A 16,789-nucleotide genomic window follows, 5' to 3' on the forward strand; every position below is an offset into this window, starting at 1 on the left:
ATTGTGGTGATCCTGTGGGAGCGGGCGTGCCCGCGAAGCATGTTACTCAGGCCTCGTGGCAAACGTGGCCATCGACCAAGGTATAACGCACCGCGCCCGGCAGGCAGTGGCCGATGAACGGGCAGTTCTCGCCACGGGAGAACCATTGTTCGCCAGCAACGGTGGACGCTTGCGGGTCGAACAGCACCAGGTCGGCCGCGCCACCCACTTTCAGCTCACCGGCCGGCAGGCGCAGGGCGGCAGCCGGGCCGCTGCTCAGACGGGCCAGCAAGGTCGGCAGGTCGAGCAGGCCGTCCTGCACCAGGGTCATGGCCAGTGGCAGCAGCAACTCGACGCTGCTGATACCTGGCTCGGTGGCGCCGAATGGGGCCAGCTTGGCGTCGCGCTCGTGCGGCTGGTGGTGGCTGGAGATCGCCTGGATCACCCCCGACTTCACCGCCTCGCGCAATCCGTCACGGTCGGCAGCGGTGCGCAGTGGCGGCTGCACGTGGTACAGGCTGGAAAACTCGCGCAGCGACTCGTCCGTGAGGATCAGCTGGTATAGCGCTACATCGGCGGTCACCGGCAGGCCCAAGGCCTGGGCCTGGGCGATCAGCCGCGCGCCACGGGCACTGGTGATCTGGCTGAAGTGCGCACGCACGCCGCTTTGTTCCACCAGCAGCAGGTTGCGCGCCAGGGCCACGGTTTCGGCGCTTTCCGGGATGCCTGGCAGGCCGAGGAAGCTGGCCATGGCTCCTTCGTGGGCCAGGCCGCCTTGGGCCAGATCGCGGTCCTGGGAGTGGAACACCACCGTCAGGTCGAAGGTGGCGGCATACTCCAGAGCACGGGCCAGGGTACGGTTGTTGGGGATTTCCTTCAGGCCGTTGCCAAACGCTACGCAACCGGTGTCACGCAGGGCCACCAGCTCAGCCAGTTGCTCGCCCTCCAGGCCCTTGGTCAGGGCGCCAACCGGGTAGACCTTGCTGTTGGCCGCCTCGCGGGCGCGGTCGAGGATAAGCTCGGCCACTGCCGATGTGTCCAGCACCGGCTTGGTCTGCGGCGGGCAGCACAGGCTGGTGACACCACCGGCAACAGCCGCGCGGGTTTCACTGGCGATGTTGCCTTTGCGGCTGTAACCCGGCTCGCGCAGGGACACGCCCAGGTCGACCAGGCCGGGCGCAGCGACAAGGCCATCAGCCTGGATCGTGCGGCTGGCGCTGAAACCGGCCGGTGCGGCGCCGATGGCGGCAATGCGGCCGCCGTCCAGGTGCAGGTCGGTGACCTGGTCCAGGCCGCTGTTGGGGTCGATGACCCGGGCGCCGAGAATACTGATGGTCACAGGGCGTTCTCCTGGTCGAATTGACGTTGCGCGTTCTGCCCGCTCATGGCCATGGACAGCACGGCCATGCGCACGGCGATGCCGTAGGTGACCTGGTTGAGGATCACCGAGTGCTTGCCGTCGGCAACCGCCGACTCGATTTCCACGCCACGGTTGATCGGGCCCGGGTGCATGACGATTGCATCGGGCTTGGCCGCGGCCAGGCGTGCAGTCGTCAGGCCGAACAGGCGGTAGAACTCGCCCTCGCTGGGGAGCAGGCCGCCGGCCATGCGCTCACGCTGCAGGCGCAGCATGATCACCACGTCGACGTCTTTCAGGCCTTCGGCGAGGTCGGTGTAGACCTTCACACCGTACTGCTCGATACCGATCGGGATCAGGGTTTTCGGGCCGATCACGCGAATGTCCGGGCAGCCCAGTGCCTTGAGGGCGAGCATGTCGGAACGGGCCACACGCGAGTGCAGGATGTCGCCGACGATGGCCACGGACAGGTTCTCGAAGCTGCCTTTGTGGCGGCGGATGGTGAGCATGTCGAGCATGCCCTGGGTCGGGTGCGCGTGGCGGCCGTCACCGCCGTTGATCACGGCCACTTCCGGGCACACGTGCTCGGCGATGAAGTGCGCGGCGCCGGAGTCGGAGTGGCGTACGACGAACATGTCGGCCGCCATGGCTTCGAGGTTGCGCAGGGTATCGAACAGGGTCTCGCCCTTGCTGGTCGAGGAGGTCGACACGTTCAGGCTGATTACGTCGGCTGACAGGCGCTGGGCTGCCAGTTCGAAGGTGGTACGGGTACGGGTCGAGTTCTCGAAGAACACGTTGCACACAGTCTTGCCGCGCAGCAACGGGACTTTTTTCACAGCCCGGGCGCCGACTTCCAGGAAGGAGTCGGCGGTGTCGAGGATCTCGGTGAGCAGTTCGCGGGGCAAACCGTCAAGCGAGAGAAAGTGGCGCAGCTGGCCCTGATCATTGAGCTGCAGCGGGCGCTTGGCGTCGATTGGCGTCATCGCGGGGGACTCTTAAAGGGCGGAAGCGGAGGCGAGGTCCTGGCGCTCGAGGGCGAGCGGTGCGGGTCCGGTCAATTTTACCCGTTCATGGGCGGCCAGCGACAGGGTGGCGCCGAGCACGTTCGGGCGAATCGGCAGTTCGCCGGCATCCAGGTCCAGCAGGCAGACCAGGGTAACGCTGGCCGGGCGGCCGTAATCGAACAGTTCGTTGAGCGCCGCGCGGATGGTACGACCGCTCATCAGCACGTCGTCCACCAGCACCAGGTGCTGGCCTTCGACTTCGAACGGCAACTCGGACGGACGCACTTGCGGGTGCAGGCCGTTCTGGCTGAAGTCGTCGCGGTAGAACGATACGTCCAGAGTACCCATGGGGCTGGTGTCGCCCATGGCTTCCTGCAGGGCCTGGGCAACCCAGACGCCGCCGGTGCGGATACCGATGTAACGGGGCTCGGTGATTGCCCGGCGCGCCAGGTGGGCACGAAGGTCGACAGCCATCTGCCGGATCAGCTCGGCGGGATTGGGTAGGCTCATTGCGGGCTCCTCGGAAGGGTGCGCCGGGTGGGCCCGGCGGCAAAGATGATCAGGTATTGGCCTCCAGCCAGCCTTGCAGCAACAGGGCAGCGGCAATGGCATCGACCGGGTTGTCGCGGTAGCTGCCACGCTGGCCGCCACGGGCCATGCGCTCGCCTTTGGCCTCGAAGGTGGTCAGGCGCTCGTCGTGCGTGTGCACGGGCAGGTTGAAGCGGCCGTTCAGGCGGCGGGCGAATTTTTCGGCGCGGGCGCTCATTTCGCTGGGCGTGCCGTCCATGTTCAGCGGCAGGCCGACGACAATGGCATCTGGCTTCCATTCGGCAATCAGCTTTTCCACCTGGGCCCAGTCCGGTACGCCGTTCTGCGCCTTCAGGGTGCACAGTTCGCGGGCCTGGCCGGTAATCACCTGGCCGACGGCCACGCCGATCTGTTTGCTGCCATAGTCGAAGCCCAGCAGCAGGCGTAGCTCAGCCATCAGGCGTGGCCCGCCTGGCTGGTCAGCAGGTGCAGGTTGATCCCCAGGCTGGCGGCCGCAGCCTCCAGGCGCAGGTCGCTGGCCATGCCGAAGACAATGTCCGGGTCGTACGGGCAGTTCAGCCAGGCATTATCGGCCAGCTCCGCCTCCAGTTGGCCTGCTTCCCAACCGGCATAGCCCAAGGTGATCAGGCTCTGTTTAGGGCCTACCCCGGCAGCGATAGCCAGCAATATGTCCTGTGACGTGGTCAGCGACAGCCCCTCCAGCGCCACGCTGGCCTGGAAACTGCACTCGCTGCTGTGCAACACGAAACCGCGGTCGGTTTGTACCGGGCCCCCCTGGTAGATCGGCACCTGCAAGGTGCTGGCCGGCGGCGTTTCGTCCGGGCGCAGTTGCTCGAGGATGTCGGCCAGGCTCAGTTCCTGTGGTCGGTTGACCACCAGGCCCATGGCGCCATGCTCATTGTGCTCGACGATGTACGTGAGGGTCTGGGCGAAGTTCGGATCGGCCATGTGCGGCATGGCGATCAGGAACTGGTGCTTGAGGTAGCTCGGTGCGAGGGTTTTCATGGGGGATAGTGTGGCGCCAGGTGGCGAGGCTGACAAGGTGGGCTTTGTGTCGCTTGTGCCGGCTCCTTCATGGGCATGCCCGCTCCCACCGGTACTCCACAGGCCTCAGCGCCGGTTAGCAACCTGTGGGAGGGGGCGTGCCCGCGAAGGGGCCGGAACAGGCAGAAAATCAGTTACTGGACAAACGGTCCCCACGGGCAAAGCGCCAGGTGCGGATGATCTCCAGCCGGTCGAACTCGGCCAGGTCCCCGGTAAACGGTGCAAACGGCGCCGCCAGCCGCACGATGCGCTGCGCCGCCTGGTCCAGCACGGGCTGGCCGGATGATTCCAGCACCAGCACCTCGTACAGCGAGCCATCGCGGTTGATCGACACCATCATGCGCAAGTTGCCGTAGATCTGCTGCCGGCGCGCTTCGTCGGGATAGTTCAGGTTACCCACGCGCTCGACCTTCTTGCGCCACTCTTCCTTGTACCAGGCGCCCTTGTCGCGCATGGTCGACGCGGCGTTCAGGCGATGGATGCGCGGGCGCTTGGCGTACATCTGCTGCTCGTTGGACAGCTCTGCCTCCAGGCTGGCGATCTGGCTGGACAGCTGCGAGCTGTCGAAGTCCGGCACCGGTGCGGCTGGCTTGGGCTGTGCTTTGCTTTCCTTGGGTTTGGGTTCGACCTTGTGCGGCTTGGGCGCAGTAGTCACCACCGCCGACTTTTTGGGAGGAGGGGGTGGGACCACCTCGGGCCTGGCCGCAGGCGGTGGGGTGATCTTGTTGATCTTGCTGTCCTGGAACGGTGCCAGCTCGGTGGTCTTGGGCACCGCCTTCTTGTCCAGGGTGCCGCTGCCTTGCTGGTTGTCCTGGGCCTGAAAGTCAGCCTTCTCGGGCGGTTTCTCGCTTTTGAAGGTGGCCAGGGTGATGTCCATGGTGTGGCGGATTTCGGCAGGCTTGACCACGGTGAAGCCGACGCCGAGGATCAGCGCCAGGTGCACCAGCGCAGCCAGGAACAGGGTGAAGCCGAGCCGGTCCGCAGGGCGAACACGGGGAGGCAGCAGGTCGGCAGGGACGTCAGCGGGCAGCGTCATCAGGTATCCAGCAACCGCAGGGCGGGGCAGCAGCTCAGTCGAATAGGACCGGCATCATACCCCACTCTACGGCTTTACTTCGCGTTGGCTGTCAGCGTGCCTTGAGCTTGCGATCAATGGCATCCATCAGCTTGCCGCCGATATCGGTGTTGTAGGCGGCATCGATTTCGCGGATGCAGGTGGGGCTGGTGACGTTGATTTCGGTGAGGTAGTCGCCGATCACGTCCAGGCCAACGAACAGCAGGCCCTTCTCGCGCAGCGTCGGGCCGACCTGGGCGGCGATCCAGCGGTCGCGCTCGGTCAGTGGGCGGGCTTCGCCACGCCCGCCAGCGGCCAGGTTGCCACGGGTTTCGCCGCTGGCCGGAATACGTGCCAGGCAATAGTCCACTGGCTCGCCGTCGATCATCAGGATGCGCTTGTCGCCGTCCTTGATTGCCGGCAGGTAGGCCTGGGCCATGATCTGCTGGGTGCCCAGTGCGGTCAGGGTTTCCAGGATCACCGACAGGTTGGGGTCGCCCGCCCGGTGACGGAAGATCGACGTACCGCCCATGCCATCCAGTGGCTTGAGGATCACGTCGGCATGCTTGGCGGTGAATTCGCGAATGATGTCCGGGCGGCGGCTGACCAGGGTCGGGGTGGTGCATTGAGGGAACAGCGTGGCGAACATCTTCTCATTGCAGTCGCGCAGGCTTTGCGGGCGGTTTACCACCAGTACGCCGTCGTTCTCGGCTTGTTCCAGCAGGTAAGTGCTATAGACGAACTCCATGTCGAAGGGCGGGTCCTTGCGCATCAGGATCACGTCCAGTTCGGCCAGCGGGCTGTCCTGCTCCTCGCCCAGTTCGAACCAGCGCGCCGGGTCGGCAAACACCTTCAGCGGGCGCATGCGGGCGCGGGCCTTGCCTTCGCCCTGATACAGGTCTTGCTGTTCCATGTAGAACAGGCTCCAGCCGCGTGCCTGGGCGGCCAGCAGCATGGCCAGCGAGCTGTCCTTCTTGTAGGAGATGGACGCGATGGGGTCCATCACAATGCCGAGGCGAACGCTCATGGGGGGTCCTCTTGGCGGCAGGTGGCCGCGGTGGATCGAAAGAAAAGTGGCTCAGGGTGGCGCCGCGAACGCCGACGGTCAAGGGGCGCGGCAGATGGAATGGCCACCCGGAGTATGCTAAAAATGCAGCTGCAAGCCTTGAGCTACAAGCCTCAAGAAAAGAGCATCCATGCGCCGAGCTGCTTTCTTGCAGCTTGCCGCTTGCAACTTGCGGCTTCAATCCTATTGGTAGGCGTCTATGGAACAACCCCTGAAGGTGATGGTGATCGACGATTCCCGCACGATCCGCCGCACCGCGCAGATGTTGCTCGGTGAAGCGGGCTGCGAGGTGATCACCGCCAGCGATGGCTTCGATGCCCTGGCCAAGATCGTCGACCATCAGCCCAGCATCATTTTCGTCGATGTGCTGATGCCACGCCTGGACGGCTACCAGACCTGCGCGGTAATCAAGCACAACAGTGCCTTCAAGGACACCCCGGTTATCCTGCTGTCGTCCCGCGATGGCCTGTTCGACAAGGCCCGCGGCCGAGTGGTCGGTTCCGATCAGTTTCTGACCAAACCGTTCAGCAAGGAAGAACTGCTCGACGCGATCCGCGCCCATGTGCCCGGGTTTGCCGCACCTCAACAACACGCACCCTGACCGAGCCCCCGCCATGGCGCGGTCCTACTTTCCTGATGGGGAAACAGCATGGCCCGAGTTCTGATTGTCGACGACTCGCCGACAGAGATGTACAGATTGACCGAATGGCTGGAAAAGCACGGCTACCAGGTGCTCAAGGCCAGCAACGGTGCCGACGGCGTGGCCCTGGCCCGGCAGGACAAGCCCGACGCGGTGCTGATGGACATCGTCATGCCTGGCATGAATGGCTTCCAGGCCACCCGCCAGCTCAGCAAGGACCCGGACACCAGCGCTATTCCAGTGATCGTGGTAACCACCAAGGACCAGGAAACCGACCGTATCTGGGCCACGCGCCAGGGTGCCCGTGACTTCCTGACCAAACCGGTGGAAGAGGAGGCGCTGATCGCCAAACTCAAAGAAGTGCTGGGGGCTTGACCACCCGCCCGCAAGGCGCGTCGCTGACCGCCTTTGAGTTGTTGCTGGACATCGACCGGCGCTGCCGCCTGCTGGTCGCCGACCAGCCGCCGCAGGACAACCGCGTGCAGCAGTGGAGCGGCATTGGCTTTCGCATTGCCGGGCAGTGGTTCGTCGCGCCCATGGGCGAAGTGGCCGAGGTATTGCGCGAACCGCGCAGTAGCCGCGTCCCCGGCGTGCAGCCATGGGTATGCGGGGTGGCCAACCTGCGTGGCCGGCTGTTGCCGGTGATGGACCTGAGCTGCTTCTTCGGCCTGGGCCACGCCGCACCGGGCAAGCAGCGGCGAGTGCTGGTGCTGGATCACGACGACCTGTTCGTCGGCTTGCTGGTCGACGAGGTGCTGGGCCTTCAGCACTTTGCCCTCGACAGCCTGCAGTTGTCGCCGCCGCAGCCTCTGATCGCTGCCGCTGCACGCTTTGTGCAGGGGTATTTTCCGCGTGAACGTAACTGGGCGATCTTCAGCCCCTTTGCCCTGGCCCAGGCGCCGGGCTTTCTCGATGTGGCGTTATAGGACCTGCGAACGTGAACAAGCCTGCCACCCCCGTCACTGCCACCACCGTGAGCCCACGTACCCGCAGCATCGCGCAGATCACCGTGCTGTTCCTGATACTGATCCTTTCGATCATCTTGCTGTTCGCCAACTTTGCTTACCTGAATACCCAATCCAACTACGACAAGCAGTACATCGGCCATGCCGGCGAGCTGCGCGTGCTGTCGCAGCGTATCGCCAAGAACGCCACCGAGGCGGCCACTGGCAAGGCCCTGGCCTTCAAGCTGCTGTCGGATGCGCGCAATGATTTCGAACAGCGCTGGGGCTACCTGCGCCAGGGTGACAAGTCCACTGGCCTGCCGCCTGCGCCGCCTTCGGTGCGTGACGAGATGGAATCGGTACGCCGCGACTGGGAAAACCTGCGCAAGAACACCGACATCATCCTGGCCAGCGAGCAGACCGTGCTGTCGCTGCACCAGGTGGCAGCGACCCTGGCCGAGACCGTGCCGCAGCTGCAGGTGGAATACGAAAAAGTGGTCGAGATCCTGCTGCAGAGCGGTGCCCCGGCCAGCCAGGTTGCAGTGGCCCAACGCCAACTGTTGCTGGCCGAACGTATTCTTGGCTCGGTCAACACCGTCCTGGCGGGTGACGACAGCGCCGCGCAGGCGGCCGATGCCTTCGGCCGTGACGCCGGGCGCTTTGGCCAGGTGCTGGAGGGCATGCTCAATGGCAATACGACGATCCAGGTAACCCGTGTCGAAGACGCCGACGCCCGCGCACGGCTGGCCGAAATCGCCGAGTTGTTCCAGTTCGTTGCCGGTTCGGTGGATGAAATCCTCGAAACCTCGCCCGAACTGTTCCGTGTGCGGGAGGCTGCGGGCAACATCTTCAGCCTGTCGCAAACCCTGCTCGACGAAGCTTCACACCTGGCGAACGGTTTCGAGAACCTGGCCGGCGGTCGTACCCTCGACACCGTTGGCGGCTATGCCTTGGGCCTGCTGGCGCTGGCCTCGATCATCCTTATCGGCCTGGTCATGGTGCGTACCACCAACCGCCAACTACGCGAGACCGCAGAAAAGAACGAACGCAACCAGCAGGCCATCATGCGCCTGCTCGACGAAATCGAAGAGCTGGCAGATGGCGACCTGACGGTGACCGTATCGGTGACTGAAGACTTCACCGGCGCCATTGCCGACTCGATCAACTATTCCGTGGACCAGTTGCGCGACCTGGTCGCCACCATCAACCACAGTGCAGTGCAGGTCGCGGCCGCCGTGCAGGACACGCAGAACACCGCGCGGCAACTGGCCAAGGCCTCCGAGCACCAGGCCGCACAGATCAGCGAGGCGTCCGAGGCGGTGGGTGACATGGTCGAGTCGATCGACCGGGTTTCGGCGCATGCTTACGAATCGGCCAAGGTGGCCGAGCGTTCGGTGGCCATCGCCAACAAGGGCAACGAGGTGGTGCACAACACCATCGACGGCATGGACAACATTCGCGAGCAGATCCAGGACACCGCCAAGCGGATCAAGCGTCTGGGCGAGTCTTCTCAGGAAATCGGCGACATCGTAAGCCTGATCGACGACATTGCCGACCAGACCAACATTCTTGCCCTGAATGCCGCCATCCAGGCGTCGTTGGCCGGTGAAGCCGGCCGCGGGTTTGCCGTGGTTGCCGACGAGGTGCAGCGCCTGGCCGAGCGCTCATCGTCTGCCACCCGCCAGATCGAGGCGCTGGTGCGTACCATTCAGGCCGATACCAACGAAGCGGTGATCTCCATGGAGCAGACCACCGCCGAAGTGGTGCGTGGCGCACGCCTGGCCCAGGATGCCGGGGTGGCGTTGGCCGAGATCGAAGGGGTATCGCAGAACCTCGCCGACCTTATCCACAGCATCTCTGACGCTGCCCAGTTGCAGACTTCGTCGGCCGGGCAGATCTCCCACACCATGGCGGTGATCCAGCAGATTACCGCGCAGACCTCCGCCGGCTCCGGTGCCACCGCCGACAGCATCCGCCACCTGGCCCGCATGGCCAGCGAGATGCGCCGTTCGGTGTCCGGATTCACCCTGCCGCCACCTACCGAGCCGCGTTGAGGAATAGTGACCATGGCGTCTGCAGTAAGCCCCGAGCGTCACGAAACAGTGGCACTGGCCTGGACCAAGGCCGCCATTCTCGATTGCCTGGGCCAGGCAAGGCAGGCGCTGGAGCGCTTTGCCGGCGAGACGGGCGACCTTTCGATGATGGCTTTCGTGGTCGACAACCTGCATCAGGTGCACGGCTGCCTGCGCATGCTCGAACTGCGCGGCGCCACGCGCCTGGCCGAGGAGCTGGAGCTGTTTGCCAAGGCTTTGGCCGATGGCCAGGTCAGCCCCCGGGGTGATTGCCTGGGTGCATTGTTCCGCGGCCTGGAGCAGTTGCCCTCGTACCTGGAGCGGTTGCGCGGTGCTCGCCATGACCTGCCACTGGTGATGCTGCCGTTGCTCAACCAGCTGCGCGCCTGCCGGGGGGAGGAACCGCTGGCCCAGGCCAGCCTGATGACCGGCGCCGCCCAACGCTTCGCGGGTGACGATGACCTTGCCAACCTCGACTTGTCGCTGGGCAACTGGCGTGACCAACTGCAGGCCGGGTCGGGGCGCGATGCGCTGCGTTCGGTGGTGACTGCACTGTGCGATGACTTGATGCGCATCAAGGAGCGCCTGGACCAGTTCGGGCGCGGCGACCGTCAGCACCGCGAGCAGCTCGATGCGCTGCTGGCCCCGTTGCGCCACGTGGCTGACACCCTGGCGGTTCTGGGCTTTCAGCAACCGCGGCGGGTGATCATCGACCAGGTGCTGGCGTTGCAGGCATTGGCTCAGGGCGAGCGGGCGGTGGACGACGCGGTGTTGATGGATGTGGCGGGGGCTCTGTTGTACGTGGAAGCCTCCCTGAACGGCATGGTCGGCCCTTTGGAGGAAAACGGCCAAGGCAATTTGCCGGGCTCGGACCTGGCTGAGATACGCCTGTTGGTGCTGAATGAGTCGCTGAACGTGTTGCAGCAGGCCAAGGATCTGATCGGCGATTACCTGGAGTCCGACTGGCCCCGGCAACGCCTGCAGCCCTTGCCGGGGCTGTTGCAGCAGATCCGCGGGGCGCTGGCCATGTTGATGCTGCCCGCCGTGGCCGAGCTGTTTGTCGGCTGCGCAAGCTATGTGCAGCGTTGGTTGCAGCACCTGGAGGAAGAGCCGCCGATTGATGAGCTGACGCACTTGGCCGAGGCACTGAGTGCTGCCGAATGCTACCTGCAATGGCGGGCGGCCGACCCGCTGGCCGATGGCCAACCCTTTATCGAGATGGCACGGGCCAGCTTGGCGGCACTGGGTGTGCCGTGCGCGGTGGTCGGGGCCAACCCAGACCAGGACGGCAGTGGCGATGGCATCGATGACGAGCTTCGTGAAGTGTTCCTGGACGAGGCGGGCGAACTGCTGCCGGAAATCGAGCGCCACTGGTTGCGCTGGCGTGCCGACAACCAGCAACGCGAGGCACTGGGCGAAGTGCGTCGCGCGCTGCATACACTCAAAGGCAGCGGCCGCATGGTACATGCAGAGGCGGTGGCTGAACTGGCCTGGGGCGCCGAGCACCTGCTGAACCGGGTACTCGAGGGCCGCAGCGTGCTCAGCCCGGAAGGGGTTGTAGCGCTGCAGCAGGTGTTCGTCCACCTGCCTGACCTGCTGGCCGACTTTGCTGCCGGCCAACTGCCGCAACTGACTGAAATCGAGCAATTGGCCGGGCACCTGCACAGCCTGGCCGAAAACGATGCCCCGGCGGCTACCGGTGTCGATGGCCTCGATCCGCAGTTGCTGGGCATTTTTCGCACCGAGGCGCAGGGGCATCTGGCCAGTCTTGAGGTTTATCTGCAAAGCGCCGGTGGCCACGACACGCCGGTCAGCGATGACTTGCAGCGTGCCTTGCACACGCTCAAAGGCAGTGCCGCCATGGCCGGGGTGATGCCGGTCGCTGAACTGGCCACTGCCTTCGACCGCCTGGCCCGTGAGTACAAGGGGCATCAACTGCCACTGCAAATGGCCGAGATGGAGTGGCTGGAAGCTGCGCGCTCGTTGTTCCATCTGGGCTTGGCGCAACTCGATAGCACGCCACTGGCCGCCATCCCCGGCGCCGCGGAACTGATCGAACAGGTCGGCCAGGCAGTGGACGGCCGCCTGGCCAGCCTGCATGAAGACCCGCACCATGCCGGCCGCCGCAAGCATGATCCGCAGTTGGTCGCCAGCTTCCTGGCGCAGGCCATGGACATTCTGCTCGATGCAGAGACGTTGTTGTCGCGTTGGCAGCAACAGCCCGCCCAGCGTGACGCACTGGATAACCTGCTCGACCAGATGACCACCCTGGGGCATGCCGCGCACCTGGCCGACCTGTGGCAGATGGATGAGGTGTGCGAGGCGTTGCTGGACTTGTATGGCGCTGTGGAGGAGGGCAGCCTGCCTGCCGATGCCCGCTTCTTCAGCCAGGCGCAGCGGGCCCATGAGACCCTGCTGGACATGCTCGACGAAGTGGCCGCCGGGCAGGATATTCCGCCGCGCCCGGAGCTGGTCGACAGCCTGCGCAACCTGCTGGACCAGGCCCTGGCGCCAGATGCCACCGGCCTGGTGGGCATCGATACGGTCACACCACTGCACCCGGACATGGACCTGTCCGATACCCTGGGGTTGCCACACCCGCCGTTGCAACCGGAGGTGGCCGGGCCGCTTGCCGAGGCGCCGGAAAGCCCCGGCGAAGAGCTGCTGGAAGTGTTCCTGGAAGAAAGCTCGGACATCGTCGAAAGCGCCGCGGCGGCCTTGGCACGATGGCAGGCCGACCCGCGCAGCAGCGTCGAGGTGGACAACCTGATGCGCGACCTGCACACCCTCAAGGGCGTGGCGCGCATGGTCGAAATTACCCCGATCGGTGACCTGGCCCACGAACTGGAGTTTCTCTACGAGCTGTTGGCTGCCGGCAGATTGCCGCCAAGCGCGCCACTGTTCGCCCTGCTGCAGAACTGCCACGACCGATTGGCGCATATGCTTGACGCCGTCCGCCTGGGGCAGCCGTTGCATGCCGCTACGGCGCTGATCGACTACATTCGCAACTTCAGCAGTGCGGCACTGACAGACAGTGCCGCGGGCCAGGGACCGCCAGAAGCTGCAACCGCCGAAGCACCGGCAGCAGCGCCAGAGCGGGCACCGGGTGACATGGTCAAGGTCGACGCCGAGCTGCTCGACGACCTGGGTAACCTGGCCGGCGAGCACTCGATCATCCGTGGGCGCATCGAGCAGCAGGTCAACGACGCGCAGTTCGCCCTCAACGAGATGGAAACCACACTCGAGCGCATGCGCGATCAGTTGCTGCGTCTGGATGTGGAGACCCAGGGACGAATCTCCAGCCGGCAGCAGTTCGAAGGCGATGCCTATGACGACTTCGACCCTCTGGAAATGGACCGCCACTCCCAGCTGCAGCAGCTGTCACGGGCCCTCTTCGAGTCTGCCTCGGACCTGCTGGATCTGAAGGAAACCCTGGCTCAGCGTGCTCAGGAGGCGTACAGCCTGCTGCAACAGCAGGCGCGGGTGAACAGCCAGTTGCAGGAGGGCCTGACCGCCACCCTGATGGTGCCGTTCGAACGCCTGGTGCCGCGCTTGCAGCGCGTGGTGCGTCAGGTGGCCAGCGAGCTGGGCAAGCAGGTGGAATTGGTGGTTGGCAATGCCGAGGGTGAACTGGACCGCAGCGTGCTGGAGCGTATGGTGGCGCCGCTGGAGCATATGCTGCGCAATGCCGTTGACCACGGCCTGGAAAGCCGCGCAATGCGCCTGGCCGCCGGCAAGCCGGAGCAGGGCACCATTCACCTGAATTTGCTGCATGAAGGCGCCGATATCGTCATCGAAATGACGGATGATGGTGCCGGCGTGCCACTGGAAGCGGTGCGGCACAAGGCTATCAAGCGCGGCCTGCTGGACCCGCAGGCGCAGTTGAGTGACCACGAGATCCTGCAGTTCATCCTGCGGCCAGGCTTTTCCACCGCCGAAAAGATCACCCAGATTTCCGGGCGCGGGCTGGGCATGGATGTGGTGCACGAGGAGGTCAAGCAACTGGGGGGCTCGATGAGTATCGAGTCGGCACAGGGCAAAGGGGCGCGCTTTCTGATCCGCCTGCCGTTCACCGTGTCGATCAACCGTGCGCTGATGGTGCACCTGGGCGAAGAGCAATACGCCATTCCGCTCAATACCATCGAGGGCATCGTCCGCGTGCCACCTGCCGAACTTGCGGCGTGCTACCAGCTGGACTCGCCCCGCTATGTGTATGCCGGCCACGAATACGAGCTGCGCTACCTGGGTGAATTGCTGCAAGGCCTGCCGCGCCCGGCGCTGCTGGGGCAGAGCGTACCGTTGCCGGTGCTGTTGGTGCATTCCAAGGAGCAGTCGTTCGCCATCCAGGCCGATAGCCTGTCGCCCAGCCGCGAGATCGTGGTGAAAAGCCTGGGGCCGCAGTTTGCTGCGGTTGCCGGGCTATCGGGGGCGACACTGCTAGGCGATGGCCGGGTGGTACTGATTCTTGACCTGCTGGGCCAGCTGCGCGGCCAGCAGCGACGGCTGGCCCGCCTGCCCGGTGGCGGCAGCCAACGCCAGTTGCTTGGCCCGGCACCGCGCCGTGCCTTGCTGGTGATGGTGGTGGACGATTCGGTGACCGTACGCAAGGTGACCAGCCGCCTGCTGGAGCGCCACGGCATGAGCGTGCTCACGGCCAAGGATGGCGTCGATGCCATGGCCCTGCTGGAAGAGCACCGGCCCGACGTGTTATTGCTGGACATCGAGATGCCGCGGATGGACGGCTTCGAGGTGGCCACACGCATCCGCCGTGACGCACGGCTCAAAGACTTGCCGATTATCATGATCACCTCACGCACCGGGCAGAAGCACCGGGACCGCGCCATGGCCATCGGCGTCAACGAATACCTGGGAAAGCCGTACCAGGAATCGCTGCTGTTGCAGAGCATTGCCCATTGGAGCCAAACCCATGCTTGAATTGATTTCCGGCCAGCGCAGTAGCCTGACCGGGCTGTTGCTGCCGATGGGGGACCGCACGCTGGTGTTGCCCAACGTGGCGGTGGCCGAGTTGAGTGGGCAGCGTAACCTGGTGTGCCAGCACGGCGACCCCGCCTGGCACCTGGGGTGGATCGACTGGCGCCAGCAACGCCTGCCGTTGATCGGCTTCGAGGCGGCGTGTGGTGGTGAGACGCCGTGCGGGGAGCGGGCGCGCGTGGTGGTGCTCAATGCCTTGGGCGATACCGGTTTGCGGTACCTGGCGCTGTTGCTGCAGGGCATTCCGCGATCGTGCAAGCTCGACAGTCAGCTTAACTACGTGGATGTGGCGCTGGGCAGGTTGGAGCTGGCGGCGGTGCAGGTGGGTGAGCAGGTGGCGCGGGTGCCGGACCTGGTCGCGCTTGAACGCTTGGTGCGTGACGCGGAGCTGCAACCTGACCTTGGTTAGGATGTGAGGCGCAGGGTCTGGTGGTCTGGAGTGGGAGCGGCCTTGTGTCGCGATGGGCTGCGCAGCAGCCCCGGCGGTTCATGCCGTGGCAATGAAAGCCTGGGGCCGCTTCGCGCCCCTTTCGCGACACAAGGCCGCTCCCACAAAGAACGAAGCCATCAACATCACATCAGGAACCCAGCCCACCTCAGGAGGTCTGTGTTTGCATGTATTACGGTGAACGCTTCAACGCCTGGACCCACCTGGTCGGTGCCGTCCTCGCTGCTATTGGTGCCATCTGGCTGATCGTGGTTGCGGGCCTGCAAGGCGACCCGTGGAAGATCGTCAGCTTCTCCATCTACGGCGGCACGCTGCTGTTGCTGTACAGCATCTCCACCCTGTACCACAGCACCCGTGGGCGGGCGAAAGTGATCATGCGCAAGCTCGACCACCTGTCGATCTATCTGCTGATTGCCGGCAGCTACACGCCGTTTTGCCTGGTCAGCCTGCGCGGCCCATGGGGATGGAGCCTGTTCGGCGTGGTCTGGGGGCTGGCGATCATCGGCATGTTGCAAGAGATCAAGCCGCGCTCCGAGGCGCGGATCCTCTCGATCATCATCTACGCGGTAATGGGCTGGATCGTGCTGGTGGCCGTCAAGCCACTGCTGAACTCGCTGGGCACTGCCGGCTTCGCCTGGCTGGCTGCCGGCGGCGTGTTCTACACCGTCGGCATCATCTTCTTCGCCTTCGACAGCCGCTTCCGTCACTGGCATGGCATCTGGCACCTGTTCGTGATCGCTGGCAGTCTGATGCACTTCGTGGCGGTGTCGCTCTACGTACGCTAATTAAAAATCGCCCCACAACTGCTGTGCCACCGACAGCGCCACCACTGGCGCGGTCTCGGTGCGCAGCACGCGTGGGCCAAGGCGGGCTGCGTGGAAGCCGGCGGCTTTGGCCTGCTCCACTTCGGCCTCGCTAAGGCCGCCTTCAGGGCCGATCACGAAGGCCAGGGTGGCGGGCTTTTCATGGCTGGTGAGCGGCTCGGCCACCGGGTGCAGGACCAGTTTCAGGTCAGCCTTGGTGCTGCTCAACCATTCGGCCAGGGTCACGGGCGGGTGGATGACGGGCAAGGTAGAACGCCCGCATTGTTCACAGGCGCTGATCGCCACTTGGCGCCAGTGGGCCAGGCGCTTGTCGGCGCGCTCGTCTTTCAGGCGCACTTCGCAGCGCTCGCTGACGATCGGGGTGATTTCGTTGGCACCAAGCTCGGTGGCCTTCTGGATCGCCCAGTCCATGCGCTCGCCACGGGAAAGGCCCTGGCCCAGGTGCACATGCAGCGGTGAATCGGCCTGGCCGGCAAAGGCCTGGTCAAGGCTGACGCGGACAGTTTTCTTGCCCACCTCGAGCAACTGACCACGGAATTCCTGGCCGCTGCCATCGAACAGCTGCACGGCGTCGCCGGGTGCCATGCGCAGCACGCGGCCAATGTAATGGGCCTGGGCCTCGGGCAGGTCGTGCTCGCCAAGGCTCAGGGGGGCGTCGATGAAGAAGCGGGACAGTCTCATGGGTTTGCTCGGTAAATAGAGAGACGCAGATCCCCTGTGGGAGCGGGCGTGCCCGCGAATCAGGCGCCGCGGTGCCTGGCAAGGGCTTCGCCCTTGTTCGCGGGCTCGCCCGCTCCCACAGGAAAAGTGGTGTGG

At 65.0% G+C, this 16,789-nt stretch carries 15 protein-coding genes; 7 read left to right on the forward strand and 8 right to left on the reverse strand.

The features are described from left to right. Positions 1-46: 46 nt before the first annotated feature. The 7 genes from ACF8EF_RS08195 to gshB all read right to left on the reverse strand — a co-directional run bounded on the left by ACF8EF_RS08195 (position 47) and on the right by gshB (position 6,014). Positions 47-1,318 carry a dihydroorotase gene (locus ACF8EF_RS08195; RefSeq protein WP_103469608.1) on the reverse strand — a complete coding sequence of 424 codons (1,272 nt, stop codon included), beginning with the start codon at positions 1,316-1,318 and terminating at the stop codon, positions 47-49. Next, entirely contained in the window at positions 1,315-2,319 is a 1,005-nt protein-coding gene (locus ACF8EF_RS08200; protein ID WP_392460900.1) for an aspartate carbamoyltransferase catalytic subunit, read from the reverse strand. The genes ACF8EF_RS08195 and ACF8EF_RS08200 overlap by 4 nt, the downstream gene beginning before the upstream one ends. Before the next feature lie 12 nt (positions 2,320-2,331). Further along, a complete protein-coding gene (pyrR, locus tag ACF8EF_RS08205) occupies positions 2,332-2,850 on the reverse strand; it encodes a bifunctional pyr operon transcriptional regulator/uracil phosphoribosyltransferase PyrR (protein ID WP_176683065.1) in 519 nt (172 codons plus the stop codon). Between the two features lie 49 nt (positions 2,851-2,899). After that, positions 2,900-3,325 (reverse strand): Holliday junction resolvase RuvX, encoded by a 426-nt coding sequence (gene ruvX / locus ACF8EF_RS08210; RefSeq protein WP_003249316.1) that lies wholly within the window; start codon positions 3,323-3,325, stop codon positions 2,900-2,902. After that, on the reverse strand, positions 3,325-3,894 hold the full coding sequence (locus ACF8EF_RS08215) for a YqgE/AlgH family protein (protein WP_392460901.1): 570 nt from the start codon (positions 3,892-3,894) through the stop codon (positions 3,325-3,327). The genes ruvX and ACF8EF_RS08215 overlap by 1 nt, the downstream gene beginning before the upstream one ends. A gap of 169 nt (positions 3,895-4,063) precedes the next feature. After that, positions 4,064-4,969, reverse strand: coding sequence for an energy transducer TonB (locus ACF8EF_RS08220; protein ID WP_176683066.1), 906 nt, complete (start codon positions 4,967-4,969; stop codon positions 4,064-4,066). Between the two features lie 91 nt (positions 4,970-5,060). Beyond that, the gene (gene gshB / locus ACF8EF_RS08225; protein WP_010955561.1) at positions 5,061-6,014 is read right to left on the reverse strand and encodes a glutathione synthase; all 954 of its coding nucleotides are present in this window, start codon (positions 6,012-6,014) and stop codon (positions 5,061-5,063) included. Positions 6,015-6,252: 238 nt separating this feature from the next. Here gshB and ACF8EF_RS08230 point away from each other — a divergent pair, with 238 nt between their 5' ends. The 7 genes from ACF8EF_RS08230 to ACF8EF_RS08260 all read left to right on the forward strand — a co-directional run bounded on the left by ACF8EF_RS08230 (position 6,253) and on the right by ACF8EF_RS08260 (position 15,934). Then, a complete protein-coding gene (locus ACF8EF_RS08230) occupies positions 6,253-6,654 on the forward strand; it encodes a PleD family two-component system response regulator (RefSeq protein WP_010955560.1) in 402 nt (133 codons plus the stop codon). A 48-nt stretch (positions 6,655-6,702) separates the two neighbouring features. Then, entirely contained in the window at positions 6,703-7,068 is a 366-nt protein-coding gene (gene pilH / locus ACF8EF_RS08235) for a twitching motility response regulator PilH (RefSeq protein WP_003249327.1), read from the forward strand. Beyond that, positions 7,065-7,619 (forward strand): chemotaxis protein CheW, encoded by a 555-nt coding sequence (locus ACF8EF_RS08240; protein ID WP_176683067.1) that lies wholly within the window; start codon positions 7,065-7,067, stop codon positions 7,617-7,619. Before pilH ends, ACF8EF_RS08240 begins: the two co-directional genes overlap by 4 nt. Before the next feature lie 47 nt (positions 7,620-7,666). Continuing rightward, positions 7,667-9,691 (forward strand): methyl-accepting chemotaxis protein, encoded by a 2,025-nt coding sequence (locus tag ACF8EF_RS08245; RefSeq protein ID WP_339444141.1) that lies wholly within the window; start codon positions 7,667-7,669, stop codon positions 9,689-9,691. Positions 9,692-9,703: 12 nt separating this feature from the next. Beyond that, the gene (locus ACF8EF_RS08250; RefSeq protein ID WP_392460902.1) at positions 9,704-14,644 is read left to right on the forward strand and encodes an Hpt domain-containing protein; all 4,941 of its coding nucleotides are present in this window, start codon (positions 9,704-9,706) and stop codon (positions 14,642-14,644) included. Beyond that, positions 14,637-15,110, forward strand: a complete 474-nt coding sequence (locus tag ACF8EF_RS08255) for a chemotaxis protein CheW (RefSeq protein WP_176683070.1) — start codon at positions 14,637-14,639, stop codon at positions 15,108-15,110. Before ACF8EF_RS08250 ends, ACF8EF_RS08255 begins: the two co-directional genes overlap by 8 nt. A 206-nt stretch (positions 15,111-15,316) precedes the next feature. Beyond that, a complete protein-coding gene (locus ACF8EF_RS08260; protein WP_019436736.1) occupies positions 15,317-15,934 on the forward strand; it encodes a hemolysin III family protein in 618 nt (205 codons plus the stop codon). Here ACF8EF_RS08260 and ACF8EF_RS08265 read toward each other — a convergent pair whose 3' ends face one another. Next, positions 15,935-16,654, reverse strand: coding sequence for a 16S rRNA (uracil(1498)-N(3))-methyltransferase (locus ACF8EF_RS08265; protein WP_143494629.1), 720 nt, complete (start codon positions 16,652-16,654; stop codon positions 15,935-15,937). Positions 16,655-16,789 lie beyond the last annotated feature (135 nt).

This window comes from Pseudomonas sp. zjy_15, from assembly GCF_043101865.1.
GTDB classification, from domain to species: domain Bacteria; phylum Pseudomonadota; class Gammaproteobacteria; order Pseudomonadales; family Pseudomonadaceae; genus Aquipseudomonas; species Aquipseudomonas putida_Y.

What these genes read in the sequence shown, in the direction of transcription:
- ACF8EF_RS08200 (WP_392460900.1), bottom strand. Translation starts at nt 2,319, where the DNA reads ATGACGCCAATCGACGCCAAGCGCCCGCTGCAGCTCAATGATCAGGGC.
- pyrR (WP_176683065.1), bottom strand. Translation starts at nt 2,850, where the DNA reads ATGAGCCTACCCAATCCCGCCGAGCTGATCCGGCAGATGGCTGTCGAC.
- ruvX (WP_003249316.1), bottom strand. Translation starts at nt 3,325, where the DNA reads ATGGCTGAGCTACGCCTGCTGCTGGGCTTCGACTATGGCAGCAAACAG.
- ACF8EF_RS08215 (WP_392460901.1), bottom strand. Translation starts at nt 3,894, where the DNA reads ATGAAAACCCTCGCACCGAGCTACCTCAAGCACCAGTTCCTGATCGCC.
- ACF8EF_RS08220 (WP_176683066.1), bottom strand. Translation starts at nt 4,969, where the DNA reads ATGACGCTGCCCGCTGACGTCCCTGCCGACCTGCTGCCTCCCCGTGTT.
- gshB (WP_010955561.1), bottom strand. Translation starts at nt 6,014, where the DNA reads ATGAGCGTTCGCCTCGGCATTGTGATGGACCCCATCGCGTCCATCTCC.
- ACF8EF_RS08230 (WP_010955560.1), top strand. Translation starts at nt 6,253, where the DNA reads ATGGAACAACCCCTGAAGGTGATGGTGATCGACGATTCCCGCACGATC.
- pilH (WP_003249327.1), top strand. Translation starts at nt 6,703, where the DNA reads ATGGCCCGAGTTCTGATTGTCGACGACTCGCCGACAGAGATGTACAGA.
- ACF8EF_RS08250 (WP_392460902.1), top strand. Translation starts at nt 9,704, where the DNA reads ATGGCGTCTGCAGTAAGCCCCGAGCGTCACGAAACAGTGGCACTGGCC.
- ACF8EF_RS08255 (WP_176683070.1), top strand. Translation starts at nt 14,637, where the DNA reads ATGCTTGAATTGATTTCCGGCCAGCGCAGTAGCCTGACCGGGCTGTTG.
- ACF8EF_RS08260 (WP_019436736.1), top strand. Translation starts at nt 15,317, where the DNA reads ATGTATTACGGTGAACGCTTCAACGCCTGGACCCACCTGGTCGGTGCC.
- ACF8EF_RS08265 (WP_143494629.1), bottom strand. Translation starts at nt 16,654, where the DNA reads ATGAGACTGTCCCGCTTCTTCATCGACGCCCCCCTGAGCCTTGGCGAG.